This window comes from Psychrobacter nivimaris (assembly GCF_043419765.1).
In the GTDB taxonomy this organism is placed as follows: Bacteria; Pseudomonadota; Gammaproteobacteria; order Pseudomonadales; family Moraxellaceae; genus Psychrobacter.
Window position 1 is genome coordinate 260063 of record NZ_JBHOFX010000002.1, and the last position, 16495, is coordinate 276557.

Below are 16495 nucleotides of genomic sequence, written 5' to 3' on the forward strand. Positions count from 1 at the left end.
CTGCCAACCTGTTTTACTCATAACTTTGAAGATACTTAATAGTATTATTTTTCTAATAAAAAGCTAAGACCATTGAAATCTTAGCTTTTTGCTTCTACACGAAAATCTAAAATTTTAATCAATAAAGCTTAACCAGTCCATATATTTCTCATTACGACCATGAACCACATCAAAGTATAGGGTCTGTAGTTTTTCAGTCAATGGACCGCGGCCACCATTGCCGATGATGCGATCGTCATATTCACGAATAGGTGTCACTTCAGCAGCAGTACCTGTCATAAATATCTCGTCAGCCAAGTAAAACTCATCACGAGTGATACGGCGTTCGATAACATTGATACCTAGATCAGCTGCGAACTGCAAGATAGTACGACGGGTAATACCGTCTAATGCACCACCTGATAGGTCTGGCGTATGTAGCTCACCATTTTTCACCAAAAATAAGTTCTCGCCTGCGCCCTGACATACAAATCCTTGTGGATCCATCAAGATAGCTTCGTCATAGCCATTACGCGTCACTTCTTGGTTTGCCATGATAGACACAGGATAGTTACTAGAGGCTTTAGCCTTACACATAGTCACGTTTGGCATGTGATGCGTATATGATGACGTTTTTACACGGATACCGTTTTTGATGCCCTCTTCACCAAGATAAGCACCCCAATGCCAAGCAGCAACCATTGCATTGATGCTATTGTCACGTGAAGACAAGCCAAGTTTTTCTGCACCTACCCAAATGAGCGGACGAATATAAGCTTCTGCTAAGTTGTTTTGCTTGACCACATCCTTATGTGCTTGCTCTAAAGTGGCAGCATCAAAAGATACGTCCATTTGAAAGATTTTAGCTGAGCCAAGGAGACGCTCGGTGTGTTCTTTTAGGCGGAAAATAGCGGTACGATTATCCGCTGTTTGGTAAGCGCGTACGCCTTCAAACACAGCCATACCATAATGCAAGCTATGTGTAAGCACATGAACTTTAGCATCTGGCTGTTCGATCATCGTGCCATTCATCCAAAGCTTACCATCTTGTGTTGCCATATTCATTTTATTGTCCTTATGCTAGCACTGACGTCTAACTTTTTTTAGGTAGGTTTTATTTAACAGTATTGATCAACATCGTATGATAACACCGCAGCGTCAACTTTTATTGCCTAAACAACATCTTCATTATGACAAACGACTGACAGTATTATGATGATGTGTGACCGATTATATCACTGGCCGTCTTGGCAAATGAAATCTTTTGGTTTGGCACTATATGGTTTTTAATTATATCGTTCCTAGCTACCAATTCTATCCATAGTTTTCGTTTATAGCTTTTATTGAAAGTTTTTGTTCATAGCTTCTATTTATCATAACGCATTACAGTTTAAGCGTCTCTTGGACTATCGGCAAGGCCTTAATCATACAAGTTTCGATATTACTCGTCGTCTGTCTCCACACCCATAAGATGCTGCCATTGTGACTGTACTAACGCTCGCGTCTCCTGCCACAATGACTCATCAACGAGCAAAGACTGCTCTGATAGTGCCAATTGATGAGTAGCAGCACGTATTCTTAGATAGGCATCAGTCAAATCCTGACAGACTTGGTCATCCCAAATACCAAGCAAAGCAACTTCTGCAAAAATTCGCACATTATCGCTCCATTTGGTCAAACTTGGATATTCATGCGAGTAAGCCAATACAGCAAACTGTGCTAAGAACTCAATGTCTACAATCCCGCCTGCATCTTGCTTAAGATGAAACTTACCCGCTTCCTGCTGCCATTGGCTCGTGCCTAGATGCTTTTGCATTTTGATACGCATGCTGGTGACTTCACTACGTACTTGATCCAGTGTCCGTGGTAACGACAATACATCGCGTCGAATATCACAAAAGCGTGCAGTGACGCGTCTATCTCCGCAAATCGCACGAGCACGTACCAACGCTTGATGCTCCCACGACCATGCTTTATCCATCTGATAGGTTTCAAACGCATGACAAGACACTACCATCATGCCAGCATTTCCCGAAGGCCGCAGACGCATATCAATCTCATAAGCACGGCCATCACGTGTTTGAGTATTGAGATAATTCATCAGTTTTTGTACAAGACGCGCGGCAAACTTCATACCACTGACTGATTTTTCACCAGTGGTCATGCCTTGCTCTTTTATCTTGTGTAAGAATACCAAGTCCAAATCTGAAGAATACGATAGCTCTAAGCCACCAAGCTTGCCATAACCGATAATTGCAAAGCCGCAGTCCGCTTCAGTGACTGGGTCGCCATCTTGGCCAATAGGATACCCATAACGGTTAACAATTTCTGCAAAAGCGCGCTCTAATGCCGCTTCTAGAACTACTTCAGCGATATAAGTCAATGAATCCGATACTTTCATAATCGGGCGTTCAGCCAATACATCACTAGCAGCGACCGCCAACACTTGATTCTTCTTGAATAGACGTAGGACGCTTAACAGCTCTTCTTCATCGTTTGGCTCGACGCGTAGCAACTGTTGGCGCAAGATATCACGTAGCTCACGCTTATCTGGCAGATGGCGATAACGCTGCTGCAAAAAAGTATCCAATAATACAGGATACTGAGCCAACTCTTTTGCGATCCACGGGCTGGCAGATAACATTGGAATTAGCTCAATCGTTGCATTAGGGTTTTCAGCAATCATGACCAAGTAGATAGAACGGCGACAAATCGCTTCAAGCAGTGAGATCAATCTTGGTAAAGCAGTATTGGCAAGTTGCTGCTGTTCTTGATGCGCTAACAACGCATGGACAATGACAGGATATGCGTCGTCTAAACGCTCTCTGGCCTCATCACTTAAATTAGCCACCATTTTTGATTGCCAAAAGTTCTGTAGTAACTCGCGATTTTCTTCTGTCAGCACTTCATTTAAACGAGCAATTTGCTCATCTAAGTGCTCTGGTTCTAGATCAGTATCTTCGTTGTCAGGTACTTGGCGCTCAGTGACCATACGCTCAAACGGCACATTGACACTCTCGCGATGACGATTAAGCTGATCTAATAAGGCATTCCAGTTTTCAAAATTCAGCGTCACTGCTAGATTATGCTGCCACTGCTCATCGTGTGGTAAGCGCTGGGTCTGCTGATCATTAATCGCTTGAATAGCATGCTCAAGCCGGCGTAAGAACCGATACGCGGCCTGTAGCTGCTCGTAAGTTGAATGCTCCAGATAGCCAAGCTCACATAATACTTGCATCGCTTGCAAGCAAGGTTTGATTTGCAACTGTGGATGCCGGCCGCCATAGATAAGCTGAAAGGCCTGTACGATAAACTCAATATCTCTAATACCACCCGCGCCAAGCTTGATATTGTCCAAGTCTTCACGCTGTGCAACTTGGTTTTGAATAAGAGACTTCATCTCTCTCAATGCCGAAAACGCACTGTAGTCCACATAATAACGAAAGACAAATGGCTTAATCAGCGCTTGTATCTCTTCATAAAATGGCTGGTCTATTTGTCCGACTACGCGTGCTTTTAACCAAGCAAAACGCTCCCACGCCCGCCCATGCATCGTAAAGTATTTTTGTAATGCGGATAGATGAATAGCCAAATCACTTCCATCACCCCATGGACGTAAGCGCATATCTACTCGAAAGACAAAACCGTCAGCAGTCTTGTTATCAAGCAGTTTAATGATGCCTTGACCCAATCTGGTCATAAAGCGTTTGTTGTCTATGCTACGTGTGCCTTTAGCCTTATTGCCATTGGTCTCGCCGCGCGCTTGATGCACAAAGATTAGATCAATATCACTTGATAAATTCAGCTCTTGCGCACCAAGTTTACCCATGGCCATGATTGCCATATCATCAATCTGTACATTGCCTTGTTCATTGATAAAGGTCGGCTCGCCATATTTAGCAACTAAGTGCTGATAAGTATAATCCTTAGCAAAAGAGATACAACCATCTGCAAACTCAGACAACTCATCGGTCAGCTGCTCCAGACTGATCGTCTGCAAGGCATCTTGCCAAATCCAGCGCATCATTAGTAGCGTGCGCAAGTGACGCAGACCACTCATGACCTTGATTTCATCAGCGAGTTGATAGTTCTCATCTAACGTATAATCTTGTATCAGATCATCGATTTGCTGACGGGTCAGCGTACTATTCAATGGATAGCTACGCAAAAACGTCTGACATGAAACGGTCCGACTTTCCCAAATCTGATAAGCAAATTCGCTCGCTGTCTGCAGGACTTGCAGTTGTTCTACGGTAGGCTGATAATCTGTACCATTGTTCACACGTGAGGGCATAGCAGGTAACATAGTGACAAAAACTCCTTACATAGAATGGTAAGACTACGTGAACCTAGCTCATAAGTTTATTGTTTTTTCTTACGAGGCAGTCACAGCATCAAATAATAATACTCAGTGTGCCTACACTTGAGATAAAACCACGTTAAATAACAGTGACTCTATTTGGTTTGCGGCGCTTTATGTTAGCATAAACATCTTTGATAGAGACGACGCACCTCTCTTTTATGACATAACGTTATTTGATATGACAGTATGATCCGCTGTATGTCGCATTATCAGTATAAATTCTGTTTTCTGTCACGCAAATTTGCACACAAGCACTATAATAATAACGACCAAATTACTTTATACAAAGCATTTATAGCAACTCGGCCATAATTTTTAAACTCTAATTTATAATATGTGATACCGCGCCTTATGACGACCACTTCCCCGTTACTACTGATTACTGCTGACCCTAGTCACCCATTGGCACACTTGGCGTTACGCTACGCACGTGCTTATCTGAAGGGCGCAGCGAATAGTCATGATATTGATAACAATGACACTAATAGTACAGGTACAGGCAGCAGCGATAATGCTGCCTCTGAACAACCTCTGCTCAATGTCTTCTTTTATGGCGACTCGGCTCACATAGCCAATCGCTTGCGTTGGCAGTCAGCCGATCAATTAGACTTGACCAAAGAATGGCAGTCATTGGCTGAGCAGTATCAATTACCTCTGCCTGTCTGTGTCAGTACAGCCCTTAGCCGCGGTGTGAGTGATGTAGACAACAGCTCACGCCATCAGCTTGACGGTGCCAATCTTGCGACAGGGTTTACGTTAGTGGGACTTAGTGAGCTTGCCATGATGATGCAAGATGACAGTCGTTTGATACAGTTTTGATAGTGTGTCGTTTGATAACTTGTCTATTGAGATCACTGGTAGCGGTAACTATTTTTAGGAATACATAATGAGATTATTAATTCAGCTGCACACGCCCACTGAAGCAGCAAGCTACGAAGGTTGTGCGCTTGCACTAACTTTAGCGACATTTGGTCATGAGGTGCAATTGTTCTTAGATGCGCCGGTCTTTGGCCTACTGATGCAATCTGACTCGCGGCTGCATGGTATGATTCAGTCACTTGAGCTTTACGATATGCCCGCAGCTTGGCTACCTGATGATGTCTTTAGTGGCTGGGTCACTGGTATGTTGCCGACAGATCTGGCATCACAGCTCACACTCGTGCCAGAGGTCATCAACTCGCAAGACTTTGAGCAGATACTTACCTTTTAAATCGCTATATAACTTAGACTTATAAAATAATAAAGCACGTAATCGGACACCTTTATGGCAACTTTATATCAATTGCATAGCACGATGGCTACCCTTAGACGCAGCACCGAAGAGATGTCTCGCACTTGGCGCACAGGTGATAGTATCATTCTGCTTGGCAGCACTCCTGCTTTTATCGATTGGCTCAATGCTTATTTAAATGATAGCGATATAGGTGGTATTGCTGGTATTTACGCATTGGCAGATGACATCGAACAGCTCACGGCAAATACAACTGGCAAGCTTAATTTAGAGACTAAGTTGACTGCTATTTTAAACGACGCAGAATGGGTCGGACTGACTCAGAGCATTCAGTTTGATAAAGTAGTGACGATTGCCTTATGAGTAATGACATGACTACTCACAACGCTGCGTTATCAGCGACTGACATCGAATTGGATCAAGACGGCCATCTATGTGACCATACGATTTGGACACCTGTTATCGCGCAGCAATTGGCAGACACATTAGAGGTCAATCTGAGCGACGAGCATTTAGAAGTTTTGCAACAAGTGCGCGCGTTTTTTGACAAATTTAATCACGCGCCTGCAACCCGTCCATTAATCAAATGGCTACAAAAGACTTTGCCAGAACTCGATATTAGCAATCAAAAGCTACAGCAGTTGTTTAATACAGGTTTGGTTGCGCGTCATGTCAATCGCTTAGCAGGACTACCCAAACCACCAAACTGTTTATAAGTACTTTATAGTCGATAAAATATGATAAGCGATAAGATATGATCGACGTCGCACTAGAAAATTATCATATGTACATGAGCAGCATCTAATACTTCACTGCTCATTGAGTACGCAAATATTTCTAAGTCTATAGCTATTGTTTAAACACATAGCTATTTTGGGTCATAGACTGTCAATGTCTCATACCCAATACTACGACCTTCATCGCCTGAAAATCCTTGCTGTCGCCATATCTCGTACAAACAAATGGCTACGCTATTTGATAAGTTCAAACTACGCGAGTCAGCCAGCATGGGTAGTCTTAACCAGTTATCCGCACCGATATCTTCACGTATATCATCTGCCAGACCTGCCGTCTCAGAACCGAATACTAGCGCAATATTGGGCATAGCAGCCTTATCAGATGCTTCAGAGTCCGAGTGCTTACCAAAGTCATAATCGTAGAATGGTTTGCTTAGCTTGGTTGTCAATGCGGTAACGACATGGCAATCAGCGGCTTTTAGTGCTTGCCTTGCAGCCGTCCAATCATCATGCACTTGCAAATGCGCATATTCATGATAATCGAGACCTGCGCGGCGTAGCTTTTTATCATCAAGCTCAAACCCTAACGGTCTGACTAAATGTAGCTGTGCCCCGCTATTGGCACACAGTCGAATAATATTGCCAGTATTGCTCGGCATTTTTGGTGCTACTAGCACGATATGGATGGTCATTCTTACTCCACAAATATTCAGCGCTCTATTATGTAAATTTATGAGCGGTAGGTAATCGAAAGTTACAGTTTACTGCCAATAATTACATTTTGATACTGTGCAGCGTTTTTAACTTTCACTATGATGTCTGTAATGGATAACGCGATAGCATTTATGTATGACTGTCTCATCCAATACCCCTTCAGTGAAGCTTGAGCACGATGCTTAGCGTCACTGTTGTTATTTATAACCATTCATTTATCTTTGAGGATACTATTATGAAAAAAGTAATCATCGCATCTTTAACTGCTATGTTCGTTCTAACTGGTTGCAACACGTTCAAAGGCTTTGGCCAAGACGTATCAAGCGCTGGTGATGCTGTAACTGGCGGCGCACAAGAAGTACAAAACAAAATCTAAGGTCTGCTTTTTTAGATTTTCAAAAAGGCTTATCATTCATTTGATAAGCCTTTTTTGTGTTCTTACTCCGCTGCTGTTAAACAATCACTCAAGCACGATTTTATAAAAACGCGCGTAATATCTGATTGAGATAACGCTGACCTAATACGGTCGGTTGCAACTGCGTATCACTATCTACCAACAATCCTTGTTTGACTAAACTTTTTACTTGTTCAGTAATACTATTAAGCGTTAATCCAGTTCTCTTTTCGAACATAGACCAAGCGACGCCGCCATGTAAGCGCAGTGCGTTTAGCATAAACTCGCTCACTAACTCCTCTTGTTCAATCACTTGCCAGCCAACCATTTTTGGTGTGATTTGGCGTATGTCAGACATCTTCGTGGTATCTGGATTTATTACTACATAATCTTTTGGCAAACGCGATTTGCTAAAGCGATAGATACCTGACACTACTAACAAGTCATCTTCCATTTTATCTTTTACGTCTGACGAGTTACTACCATTGCTATCGTCACGACCAATCGTCACCTTACCATGTGCCCCAGCACCAATGGCTAGATAATCGCCAAACTGCCAATAGTTGATATTATGACGACATGGTTTGTCTGACGCACCTGCCCATGCCGACACCTCATAATTGCTATAACCTAATTGCTGCAATAGCGACTGACCTGCTTGTTCGATATCTGCCAAATTGTCTTCATCGGGTAAAATAGGCTGGCTACGGTAAAACACGGTATTTGGCTCAATAGTCAGTTGATACCAAGAGATATGCGTTGCACCAGCATCATGCGCCATTTGGATATCTTCTAGCGCTTCATTCATGGTTTGCTGCGGTAGACCGTGCATCAGGTCGACGTTGACCCGTGCAAATCCAGCTGCTTTGGCAGCTCGAATTGCTGATAATGCTTGCACAGGATCATGGATACGCCCAAGTACCTTTAGCTTATCAGCGGCAAAGCTCTGTACGCCGATAGACAGACGATTGATACCAACCTCTAAATACTGCGCAAATGGTGCATGCTCAAGTGTGCCGGGATTGGCCTCCATCGTGACTTCGATGTCTTCTGCAAATTCAAAACATGTACGTAACCCAGTAAACAATCTCTGATACTGAGTGATAGGTAACAAAGACGGCGTACCACCACCGATAAATATCGAACCAATTTTTCGGCCCTGAGTTAAAGGTTGCTGCATCGCGGCGTCTAACAGTAATGCATCGACGTATTCCTCATACATGGATAGCTCACTGTCCATCGGTAGCTCATGCGAATTAAAATCGCAATAAGGACATTTCTTTACACACCACGGGATGTGAATGTAAAGAGACAATGGAATGTCGGTCACATCTACCGCGATAGTATCCGTTGTTGGTTCAGTAAGACTTAACGTATTCAGGTCGTTTGGCATACTGTCTGTATTCACTTTGGGCATAAATAAACTTATTTTGTAGTGAGCAATAATGATCGATATCAAAAGTAAGGCTAGGATAGCGACTAGATGAGATAAAGAAAAGCCTATCTATCATAAAACTATTAACAAAAACACGTAGAAACGCCCTATTCACCATGGCAACTTATGGGCAGTATATAGAGAGTCTGTTAAAAATAGCCTCTACTAAGAACAGACACTATTAAAAACGGGTTTGAGAATCAGTTAAGAAAAACTAACCTTGGTAGTTTTAAGAACGAATTAAAGAATAAATAAAAAACAAAGGACAGATATATGGCGTATTGGTTAATGAAATCCAACCCTAAATTTTTTGGTATTGAAGATTTGCAGCGCTTGGGTACCGACGGTTGGGATGGCGTTCGCAACTATCGTGCGCGTAACTTTATGCGTGATGATATGAAAGTTGGTGACAAGGTATTCTTTTATCACTCTAGCGCCAAGCCGTCTGGAGTCGCTGGTATTATGACAGTTACTACAGCAGGGTATCCTGATCCTACTCAGTTTCACCCTGAGCATCGTCATTATGACCCCATTGCGACTGAAGAGGAACCTCGTTGGTATATGGTCGATCTTACTTTTGAGCAAGCTTTTATAGAGGCGTTACCATTATCAGAGCTAAAATTTTTGCCAGCTTTGGAAGATTCGTTATTACTAAGGAAAGGCTGTCAGCAATTAACAGTGATTCCATTAGAGCCCAAACATTGGCGAGCAATTATGGATATGGCGGAGACGCTTGAGTTGTTGCCGGAGTAAACTTATTAAATCATCTCTGAGCTATTGGCTATTGGCTATTGGCTATGAAACAGAGTACAAAAAACCTAAGATTAATACCTGTATAGCGGCGCTAAAGCGTTGACATCATAGTGTGGCTTCTTTACCATCTTACTATGTATATGACCTGTCAATCCACTACTTGGATCGACGGGTTATTTTTATTTTAGTGTCTTTACTTTTATTTTCATACTCTGCCTATCTACTTATGCAACATTATAAGCTTGCTCATATTATTTATCGGAGTATTATCGTCGGCACTACTCTCTCCTTACTGCGTCAATCTTAATCGATTGATAGCAGTGTTTGTTTATTAATAATAACTACCTTAATAACAATTACCGCAAAGAATAAAAAGTTGCTTACCATGGTTTTTCCATTGTCTTTCAAAGATTTTAAAAGCTACAGCTTACGTTTAGGCGTACTTGCCCTCCCTATTTTGATTACTCAGTTTTGCCAAGCCGCACTTGGCGTGGTCGATGCCATCATGGCAGGTCAAGTTTCGGCGCTTGATTTGGCTGCGGTAGCAGTTGGCTCTGGTATTTGGCTACCATTGTTTTTATTGGCCACAGGTGTGCTTATCGCAACCACACCTCTGATTGGTGAAGCGATTGGTCAAGACCAGCACGGCCAAGTGCCGCATATCACGCAGCAGTCCTTATGGACCGCAGGTGTCATTGGCATTATCGGTTTTATCATTGTCAATTTGGCTCCCAATGTCCTTGGCATTATGGGTGTCCCAGAAAACATTCAGCCGATAGCGACGCAGTATTTACATGGTGTCTCATTTGGTTTCCCAGCGCTCGCTGTATACGCCGTCCTACGTAGTTATTGTGAGGCATTGGGTCGTCCTGAGCCTGTGACTGTCATTAGCATCATTGGCCTGCTTGCAGATATCCCTTTGAACTATATTTTTATTCATGGGTTATTTGGCGTGCCAGAAATGGGCGGTGCAGGCTGCGGGGTGGCTACAGCGCTAGTATTATGGATAAATGTCCTATTGCTTGCGGCCTATACTAGCTTCACGAAACGTCGCGAATTTGTGAGCACACGATTTTTTTATGGCTTCTCTAGCCCTAATCGTACACAGATTAAAAAGCTGTTGAAACTTGGTATCCCTATTGGTATCTCTATTTTCTTTGAAGCCAGTTTGTTCAGCTTAGGCGCACTCGTTATCAGTCCATTGGGTGAGCTAGCAACAGCATCGCATCAAGTAGCACTGTCAGTGACCTCACAGCTATTTATGATACCGATATCTGTCGCCATGGCGCTCACTATCATGGTCTCCAATCGTTTTGGCCAAAAAAACCTATTAGCACTGCGCCAAGTGCAAGCTACTGGACTGGTATGGACCGTATTGATTGCTTTGACCTGTATGCTTGGGATATGGCTATTCAGGCCAGAACTGGCAGCAGCATTCACGGATAATCCAGAAGTTAGAGCACAGTCTATGCATTTGCTTATCTTTGCACTTGCTTATCAATTATTTGATGGCTGGCAGGTTAACGTCGCTGGTATATTGCGCGGTATGCAAGACACCACCATACCGATGTGGGTAACGCTCTTCTGCTATTGGTTAGTTGCCCTACCACTTGGCGTCTATCTGGTGCGTTTCACTGACGTTGGCGCACAAGGGTTTTGGATGGCGTTGATTACAGGTTTATTCTTATCATCTATCTTACTTACTTTGCGTCTACGCTATCAGCAAAAACGCTTAACTGTGCTATGGGGTTAAGCCAATTGCTCATGGATTGTGTTTTATAATCATTGTTAGCGTTATTTGATCATACAGACTATGAAAAATCGTGGAGATTTTCTTACTAAAAAGATGGCTTACGTCAAAATATGTAAAAATTCTCAGTTAACAACTGTACATTGATTGCTCATTGCCCTGAATCTAGGTATCATTAGCAATTAATTAGACAATATTTAGTTACACTATTTCTCGAATTTAGTACAAGGCCAGATAAAAACTATGGATATTGAAAAAATACGCACCCTCATCGCCCTTATGGAAGAAAGTGAACTGGTTAATTTAGAAATCAGTTCTGACGACGAGCATATTAGCTTAACTCGTCACTATGACGCGCCTGCGCCAACTATGATGGCCGCCCCAGCTGCGAGCGCTGCTGCCGCTGTCGAAGGCAAACCTGCAGAAAAAGCGGGTAGCGTTGAGTCTTCACCAATGGTTGGTGTTTTTTATTCAGCACCAAGCCCTAATGACCCACCATTTGTAAAAGTCGGTCAAAAGGTTCAGGCAGGTGACACCTTAGGTATCATCGAAGCCATGAAAATCATGAACCCGCTTGAAGCGACTCAAAGTGGTATTGTTGACGAAATCTTGGTAGATAACTCTGAAGTCGTACAGTTCGGTCAACCTGTCATACGCTATAAAGCGTAACGATATTTGCCATACTTTATTTCATTATGGCTGACTTTTGGTATATATACCGCGTCAATGCTAAATAACCTGATGCTATGTATCGAAACTCAGTCAATGACTGACGCTTCGACAAGGATGAACCCATGATAAAAAAATTGCTCATTGCCAACAGAGGTGAAATTGCCCTGCGCATCGTCCGCGCCTGTAAAGCGCTAGGTATCGAAACGGTAGGTGTCTACTCTACTGCGGATGCTAACTTGATGCACTTGCGCTTTGTTGATGAGGCAATTTGTATTGGCAAGCCTAATGCTAGCCAAAGCTACCTTGATATTAATACCATCTTGACCGCTGCTGAAATCACTGGTGCAGATGCTATCCATCCCGGTTATGGATTTTTGTCTGAGAATGCTGAATTTGCTGAACAAGTAGAAGAAGCAGGATTGACCTTCGTTGGTCCTAATGCTGATCATATTCGCCTTATGGGCAACAAAGTTTCTGCCATCAATGCTATGAAAAAAGCGGGCGTACCAACCGTACCTGGTTCAGTTGGCGCTGTGACCCTGCACAATGCTGAAGAGCAAGCACGCAATATTGGCTTCCCACTATTGATTAAAGCGGCTTCTGGCGGCGGTGGACGCGGTATGCGTGTGGTTGAACGCTTTGACGAATTGATTGGTCAAGTACAAGCTGCTAAACAAGAAGCTGAGCTCTGGTTCGGTGATGACACTGTCTATATGGAGCGCTATCTACAAAACCCGCGCCACGTAGAAGTGCAGGTGTTGGGTGATGGTAATGGTAATGCTATCCATCTATACGACCGTGATTGCTCATTACAGCGTCGCCATCAAAAAGTCCTAGAAGAAGCACCTGCTCCAGACATCCCAGATGATGTACGTGAGCCAATCTTAAAAGCGTGTGTAAAAGCGTGTGAGCTTGTTAAGTATCGCGGTGCCGGCACATTTGAATTCTTGTTTGAAAATAACGAGTTTTTCTTTATTGAAATGAACACTCGTGTACAGGTTGAGCATCCAGTGACTGAGATGATTACTGGTATCGATGTCGTGGTCGAACAGCTCAAAATTGCTGCCGGTTACGGCCTGTCTTATCGTCAAAGTGAGATTGAGATCCAAGGTCATGCGATCGAATGTCGTATCAATGCTGAAGATGCAGCGACGTTTGTACCCTGCCCGGGCACTATTAGCCAACTGTTCACGCCAAGTGGTTCTGGTATTCGCTTTGACTCGCATCTATACCCTGGTTATGAAATACCGACCTATTACGATTCATTAATTGGTAAGCTTATTTGTCACGGTCAAACTCGTCAGCAAGCCATTGCTAAGACAGTACATGCCCTTGATGAGCTGATTATCGAAGGTATCAAAACCAATATACCTTTGCATCGTGATGTAATTTTGGCGGATGATAACTTTACTCGTGAAGCGCAAAACATTCACTATCTCGAAAGAGAACTGCTGACTGCGAATAAAGCCAAAAAAGACTCGTAGGCTGAAATACTTGTAGAGTCTACTAAGCTTAATAAGCTCTCTGCAATTATCATTTAAAAAAACATATAAAAAAGCCGCTATTAATATAGCGGTTTTTTTATGTCATTAATAATCTGTCAATCATAAGTAAAGTACAACGAGCATCTCTGATTATGGCAACACTCTATTGAAGTTCATAAAGCATTCGTTACCATCAGGGTCAGCGCACCATTGCATCTGATTGCCATCATGATTGATAAATGCAATCAACGCTTCATCAGTCTGGTCGATCTGATTGCCTGAGCAGTCTACTTCATTATTATCATAAACGGTCTTGATCGCAATAACTGGCAGCCCTTCTTCTCGGTGGGTGACTAGATAGCGTCCGTATGTCCACTCTTTACCACTGACAGACCACATCTCATTATCCGCACTAAAGTTATATAGCTCGCGGCACTGGTTAGACTTACCAACTGACGCAAGTAAGTTCTTACTAGTAACTGGTTGAATGTTTAGAACCCGCTCTTCACTTTGAGTCAGTACGCCGCCGTCCATGCCTGTTATCACCTTGGGCTCTATACTGCTTGCTTGTTGCGCACTATTTGATGCCGACTGGTTAGCTTCCGCTTCCTTGGTCATTGTGGCGTGAGTAGAATGAGCGCTGCTGTCCAAGTCTATTTCCCACTGTCCGGCAATGGCTGGACTAATATGAGTGGTGATGGTCGGCTTGGTAATAGCCTCACCGTTCGCAGGCAACGAAGCCAAAATAGATGCTAGCGTGAATGAAGCAAATGAGATAGGTTCCATAATTAACCTTTTATTTATAATATTTTAATATATACATTAGCGTAAGTCTTAGACACCAAAAACACAAGTAACATTATGCTATTGCTCATAAACCTATAGTCGGAATTTCATAGGTATTTATAGCAAAAAATAACGCCATCGCTTTACTTGCTAGAGACAAGAAGCGATGGCGTTATTAGCATACAGAATTTTGCGTGATATCAATGACTACTTAACACTAAGCAGCTTCTGTATTTAGCGCTTGAGCAAAAGCTGATAACGCCCCTTTTAGCATGGCTGATACTGTACTGCTACAAGTACCGATGCCAGAGTATACCTCGCCATCGACATTTAGCTGAATGTAAGCGGCAGCATTGGCATTGGTTTTGTTATCACTATTGGTATCATCATCGATACCATTACCGCTGTTATGATGCGGGTTAATCGCATGTTCTGCATAGTTAATAATATGTAGTGATTTGCCCGTATGCTGCGCAAGTCCATCAATAAACGATGACAATGGGCCGTTACCAGTACCATCAATATCGATGGTGTCGCTATTCATTTGTACTTGACCACTAAAGTAAACCGCACCGCCTTTGTTGTTGACGCTATAGTCTAGTAGCTCAAACTTGCCCTGCTGCAAGTAAGTATCTTCAAAGGTCTGTAAGATTTCATCATTCTGCAGCTCGCGTGCCGCCGCTTCAGCTTGCTTTTGTACCACACGGCTAAAGTCAATCTGCATCCAACGTGGTAAGTTAAAACCGTAATTACGTTGCAAGATATATGCGACGCCGCCTTTGCCTGACTGACTATTGATACGTACCACATCTTGGTAGCTACGGCCAATATGCGCAGGATCAATGGGTAGATAAGCCACGTCCCAGACGTTGTCTGTTTCGCTCTGATTGCTTTCATTGTAGTCGAGAGATTTTTTGATAGCATCTTGATGTGAGCCACTAAAGGCCGTGAAGACCAACTCGCCTACATAAGGATGACGCGGGTGCAATGGTAGATTGTTGCATTCGCTCACAACCTGTACGATTTCACTCATGTTGCTAAAATCAAGCTCAGGATCGATACCTTGGCTAAACAAGTTCATTGCCATGACCATGATGTCCATGTTACCTGTACGCTCACCGTTACCAAGCAATGTGCCTTCGATACGATCTGCACCCGCAAGCACGCCCAATTCAGCTGCTGCTACCGCACAGCCACGGTCATTATGGGTATGCAAGCTCACAATCACGTGCTCACGCTGCGCTAAATTGCGGCAGAAGTACTCTACTTGATCAGCAAAGACATTGGGCATAGATGCTTCGACAGTCGCTGGCAAGTTGAAAATAACTTCCTGACCCTGCTGTGGTTGCCACACGTCACACACTGCATCGCAAACCTCTACGGCATATTCAGTTTCTGTCTGGCTAAAGCTCTCTGGCGAGTACTGAAATACCCAATCTGTCTCAGGATACTTTGCTGCATATTCTTGCAATAGCTTGGCACCTGCAATCGCAATCTCTTTGATTTCAGCTTTATCTTTGCCATAGACTTTCTCGCGTTGTACACGGCTGGTTGAGTTATAGACATGGACAACCGCACGTTTAGCACCTTTTAATGATTCAAAAGTACGGGCAATCAAATGCTCGCGCGCTTGTACCAATACTTGTAACGTCACATCTTCAGGTACGTGGTTTTCTTCGATAAGCTTACGCGCAAAGTCAAATTCTACCTGCGCCGCTGATGGAAAACCAATCTCAATCTCTTTAAAACCAACATCTACTAAAGTCTTAAAGAAGCGCATTTTTTGTTCAATGGTCATCGGATCAATCAGTGCTTGGTTACCATCACGCAGATCCACACTTGCCCATATCGGTGACTTCTCAATCGTCTTGCTTGGCCAAGTACGATCTGGCAGCGATGGCGCAAATGCAAATGGACGGTATTTACGGAAGTCAAAAGCGGCACTTTTTGGTGTAATCTTTGCAGTCCCTGTGGCTGCAGTGTGCGTGGCTTGGTCAGACATAATCAATCCTTAGATGATATGGTTATTTATATATTTAGCTAGGCGATTAGCTGTTGATTAGATCAGTATTTATCATACGAGATAACTAGTGTTCATACCATAATAATATCAAAGTTTAACAGAGAGAAACCTGCTTTCTTTTACTTTATTTTCTGTTATTTTAGTGGAAAAACACAATTTAGACATTATAATCGA

At 43.1% G+C, this 16495-nt stretch carries 15 protein-coding genes; 9 read left to right on the top strand and 6 right to left on the bottom strand.

The window, feature by feature from the left end; translation table 11 throughout:
- Window positions 1-114: 114 nt before the first annotated feature.
- Together ACHEVO_RS04490 and glnE are read right to left on the bottom strand one after the other, a co-directional pair.
- A complete protein-coding gene (locus tag ACHEVO_RS04490) occupies window positions 115-1044 on the bottom strand; it encodes a branched-chain amino acid transaminase (protein ID WP_394124093.1) in 930 nt (309 codons plus the stop codon).
- Between the two features lie 376 nt (window positions 1045-1420).
- Entirely contained in the window at window positions 1421-4285 is a 2865-nt protein-coding gene (gene glnE / locus ACHEVO_RS04495; RefSeq protein ID WP_394124094.1) for a bifunctional [glutamate--ammonia ligase]-adenylyl-L-tyrosine phosphorylase/[glutamate--ammonia-ligase] adenylyltransferase, read from the bottom strand.
- A gap of 408 nt (window positions 4286-4693) precedes the next feature.
- Between glnE and tusD the strand changes: the two genes are divergently transcribed.
- The 4 genes from tusD to ACHEVO_RS04515 all read left to right on the top strand — a co-directional run bounded on the left by tusD (window position 4694) and on the right by ACHEVO_RS04515 (window position 6289).
- The gene (gene tusD / locus ACHEVO_RS04500) at window positions 4694-5161 is read left to right on the top strand and encodes a sulfurtransferase complex subunit TusD (RefSeq protein ID WP_394124095.1); all 468 of its coding nucleotides are present in this window, start codon (window positions 4694-4696) and stop codon (window positions 5159-5161) included.
- 67 nt (window positions 5162-5228) lie between these two features.
- Entirely contained in the window at window positions 5229-5552 is a 324-nt protein-coding gene (locus ACHEVO_RS04505) for a hypothetical protein (protein WP_101204423.1), read from the top strand.
- A 54-nt stretch (window positions 5553-5606) separates the two neighbouring features.
- The gene (locus ACHEVO_RS04510; RefSeq protein WP_394124096.1) at window positions 5607-5936 is read left to right on the top strand and encodes a hypothetical protein; all 330 of its coding nucleotides are present in this window, start codon (window positions 5607-5609) and stop codon (window positions 5934-5936) included.
- A gap of 8 nt (window positions 5937-5944) precedes the next feature.
- Window positions 5945-6289: a TusE/DsrC/DsvC family sulfur relay protein gene (locus ACHEVO_RS04515; protein WP_394124097.1), complete on the top strand. Its 345-nt coding sequence runs from the start codon at window positions 5945-5947 to the stop codon at window positions 6287-6289.
- Between the two features lie 152 nt (window positions 6290-6441).
- Here the strand turns inward: ACHEVO_RS04515 and ACHEVO_RS04520 are convergent, their stop codons facing one another.
- A complete protein-coding gene (locus ACHEVO_RS04520) occupies window positions 6442-7002 on the bottom strand; it encodes a tRNA (cytidine(34)-2'-O)-methyltransferase (RefSeq protein WP_102092185.1) in 561 nt (186 codons plus the stop codon).
- Window positions 7003-7259: 257 nt separating this feature from the next.
- Between ACHEVO_RS04520 and ACHEVO_RS04525 the strand changes: the two genes are divergently transcribed.
- The gene (locus tag ACHEVO_RS04525; RefSeq protein ID WP_057759705.1) at window positions 7260-7400 is read left to right on the top strand and encodes an entericidin A/B family lipoprotein; all 141 of its coding nucleotides are present in this window, start codon (window positions 7260-7262) and stop codon (window positions 7398-7400) included.
- A 100-nt stretch (window positions 7401-7500) separates the two neighbouring features.
- On the opposite strand, the gene hemW is transcribed toward ACHEVO_RS04525, so the two are convergent.
- The gene (gene hemW / locus ACHEVO_RS04530; RefSeq protein ID WP_394124388.1) at window positions 7501-8811 is read right to left on the bottom strand and encodes a radical SAM family heme chaperone HemW; all 1311 of its coding nucleotides are present in this window, start codon (window positions 8809-8811) and stop codon (window positions 7501-7503) included.
- A gap of 315 nt (window positions 8812-9126) precedes the next feature.
- Between hemW and ACHEVO_RS04535 the strand changes: the two genes are divergently transcribed.
- From ACHEVO_RS04535 to accC, 4 genes are all read left to right on the top strand, one after another.
- Window positions 9127-9606 carry an EVE domain-containing protein gene (locus ACHEVO_RS04535; RefSeq protein WP_394124098.1) on the top strand — a complete coding sequence of 160 codons (480 nt, stop codon included), beginning with the start codon at window positions 9127-9129 and terminating at the stop codon, window positions 9604-9606.
- Between the two features lie 385 nt (window positions 9607-9991).
- On the top strand, window positions 9992-11359 hold the full coding sequence (locus ACHEVO_RS04540; protein WP_394124099.1) for an MATE family efflux transporter: 1368 nt from the start codon (window positions 9992-9994) through the stop codon (window positions 11357-11359).
- Window positions 11360-11599: 240 nt separating this feature from the next.
- The gene (gene accB, locus ACHEVO_RS04545; protein WP_394124100.1) at window positions 11600-12025 is read left to right on the top strand and encodes an acetyl-CoA carboxylase biotin carboxyl carrier protein; all 426 of its coding nucleotides are present in this window, start codon (window positions 11600-11602) and stop codon (window positions 12023-12025) included.
- Window positions 12026-12150: 125 nt separating this feature from the next.
- Window positions 12151-13512 (top strand): acetyl-CoA carboxylase biotin carboxylase subunit, encoded by a 1362-nt coding sequence (gene accC, locus ACHEVO_RS04550; protein ID WP_394124101.1) that lies wholly within the window; start codon window positions 12151-12153, stop codon window positions 13510-13512.
- Window positions 13513-13662: 150 nt separating this feature from the next.
- Here accC and ACHEVO_RS04555 read toward each other — a convergent pair whose 3' ends face one another.
- Both ACHEVO_RS04555 and leuA read right to left on the bottom strand, forming a co-directional pair.
- Window positions 13663-14298: a hypothetical protein gene (locus ACHEVO_RS04555; RefSeq protein WP_394124102.1), complete on the bottom strand. Its 636-nt coding sequence runs from the start codon at window positions 14296-14298 to the stop codon at window positions 13663-13665.
- Between the two features lie 217 nt (window positions 14299-14515).
- A complete protein-coding gene (gene leuA / locus ACHEVO_RS04560; RefSeq protein ID WP_160021915.1) occupies window positions 14516-16300 on the bottom strand; it encodes a 2-isopropylmalate synthase in 1785 nt (594 codons plus the stop codon).
- Window positions 16301-16495: the final 195 nt, after the last annotated feature.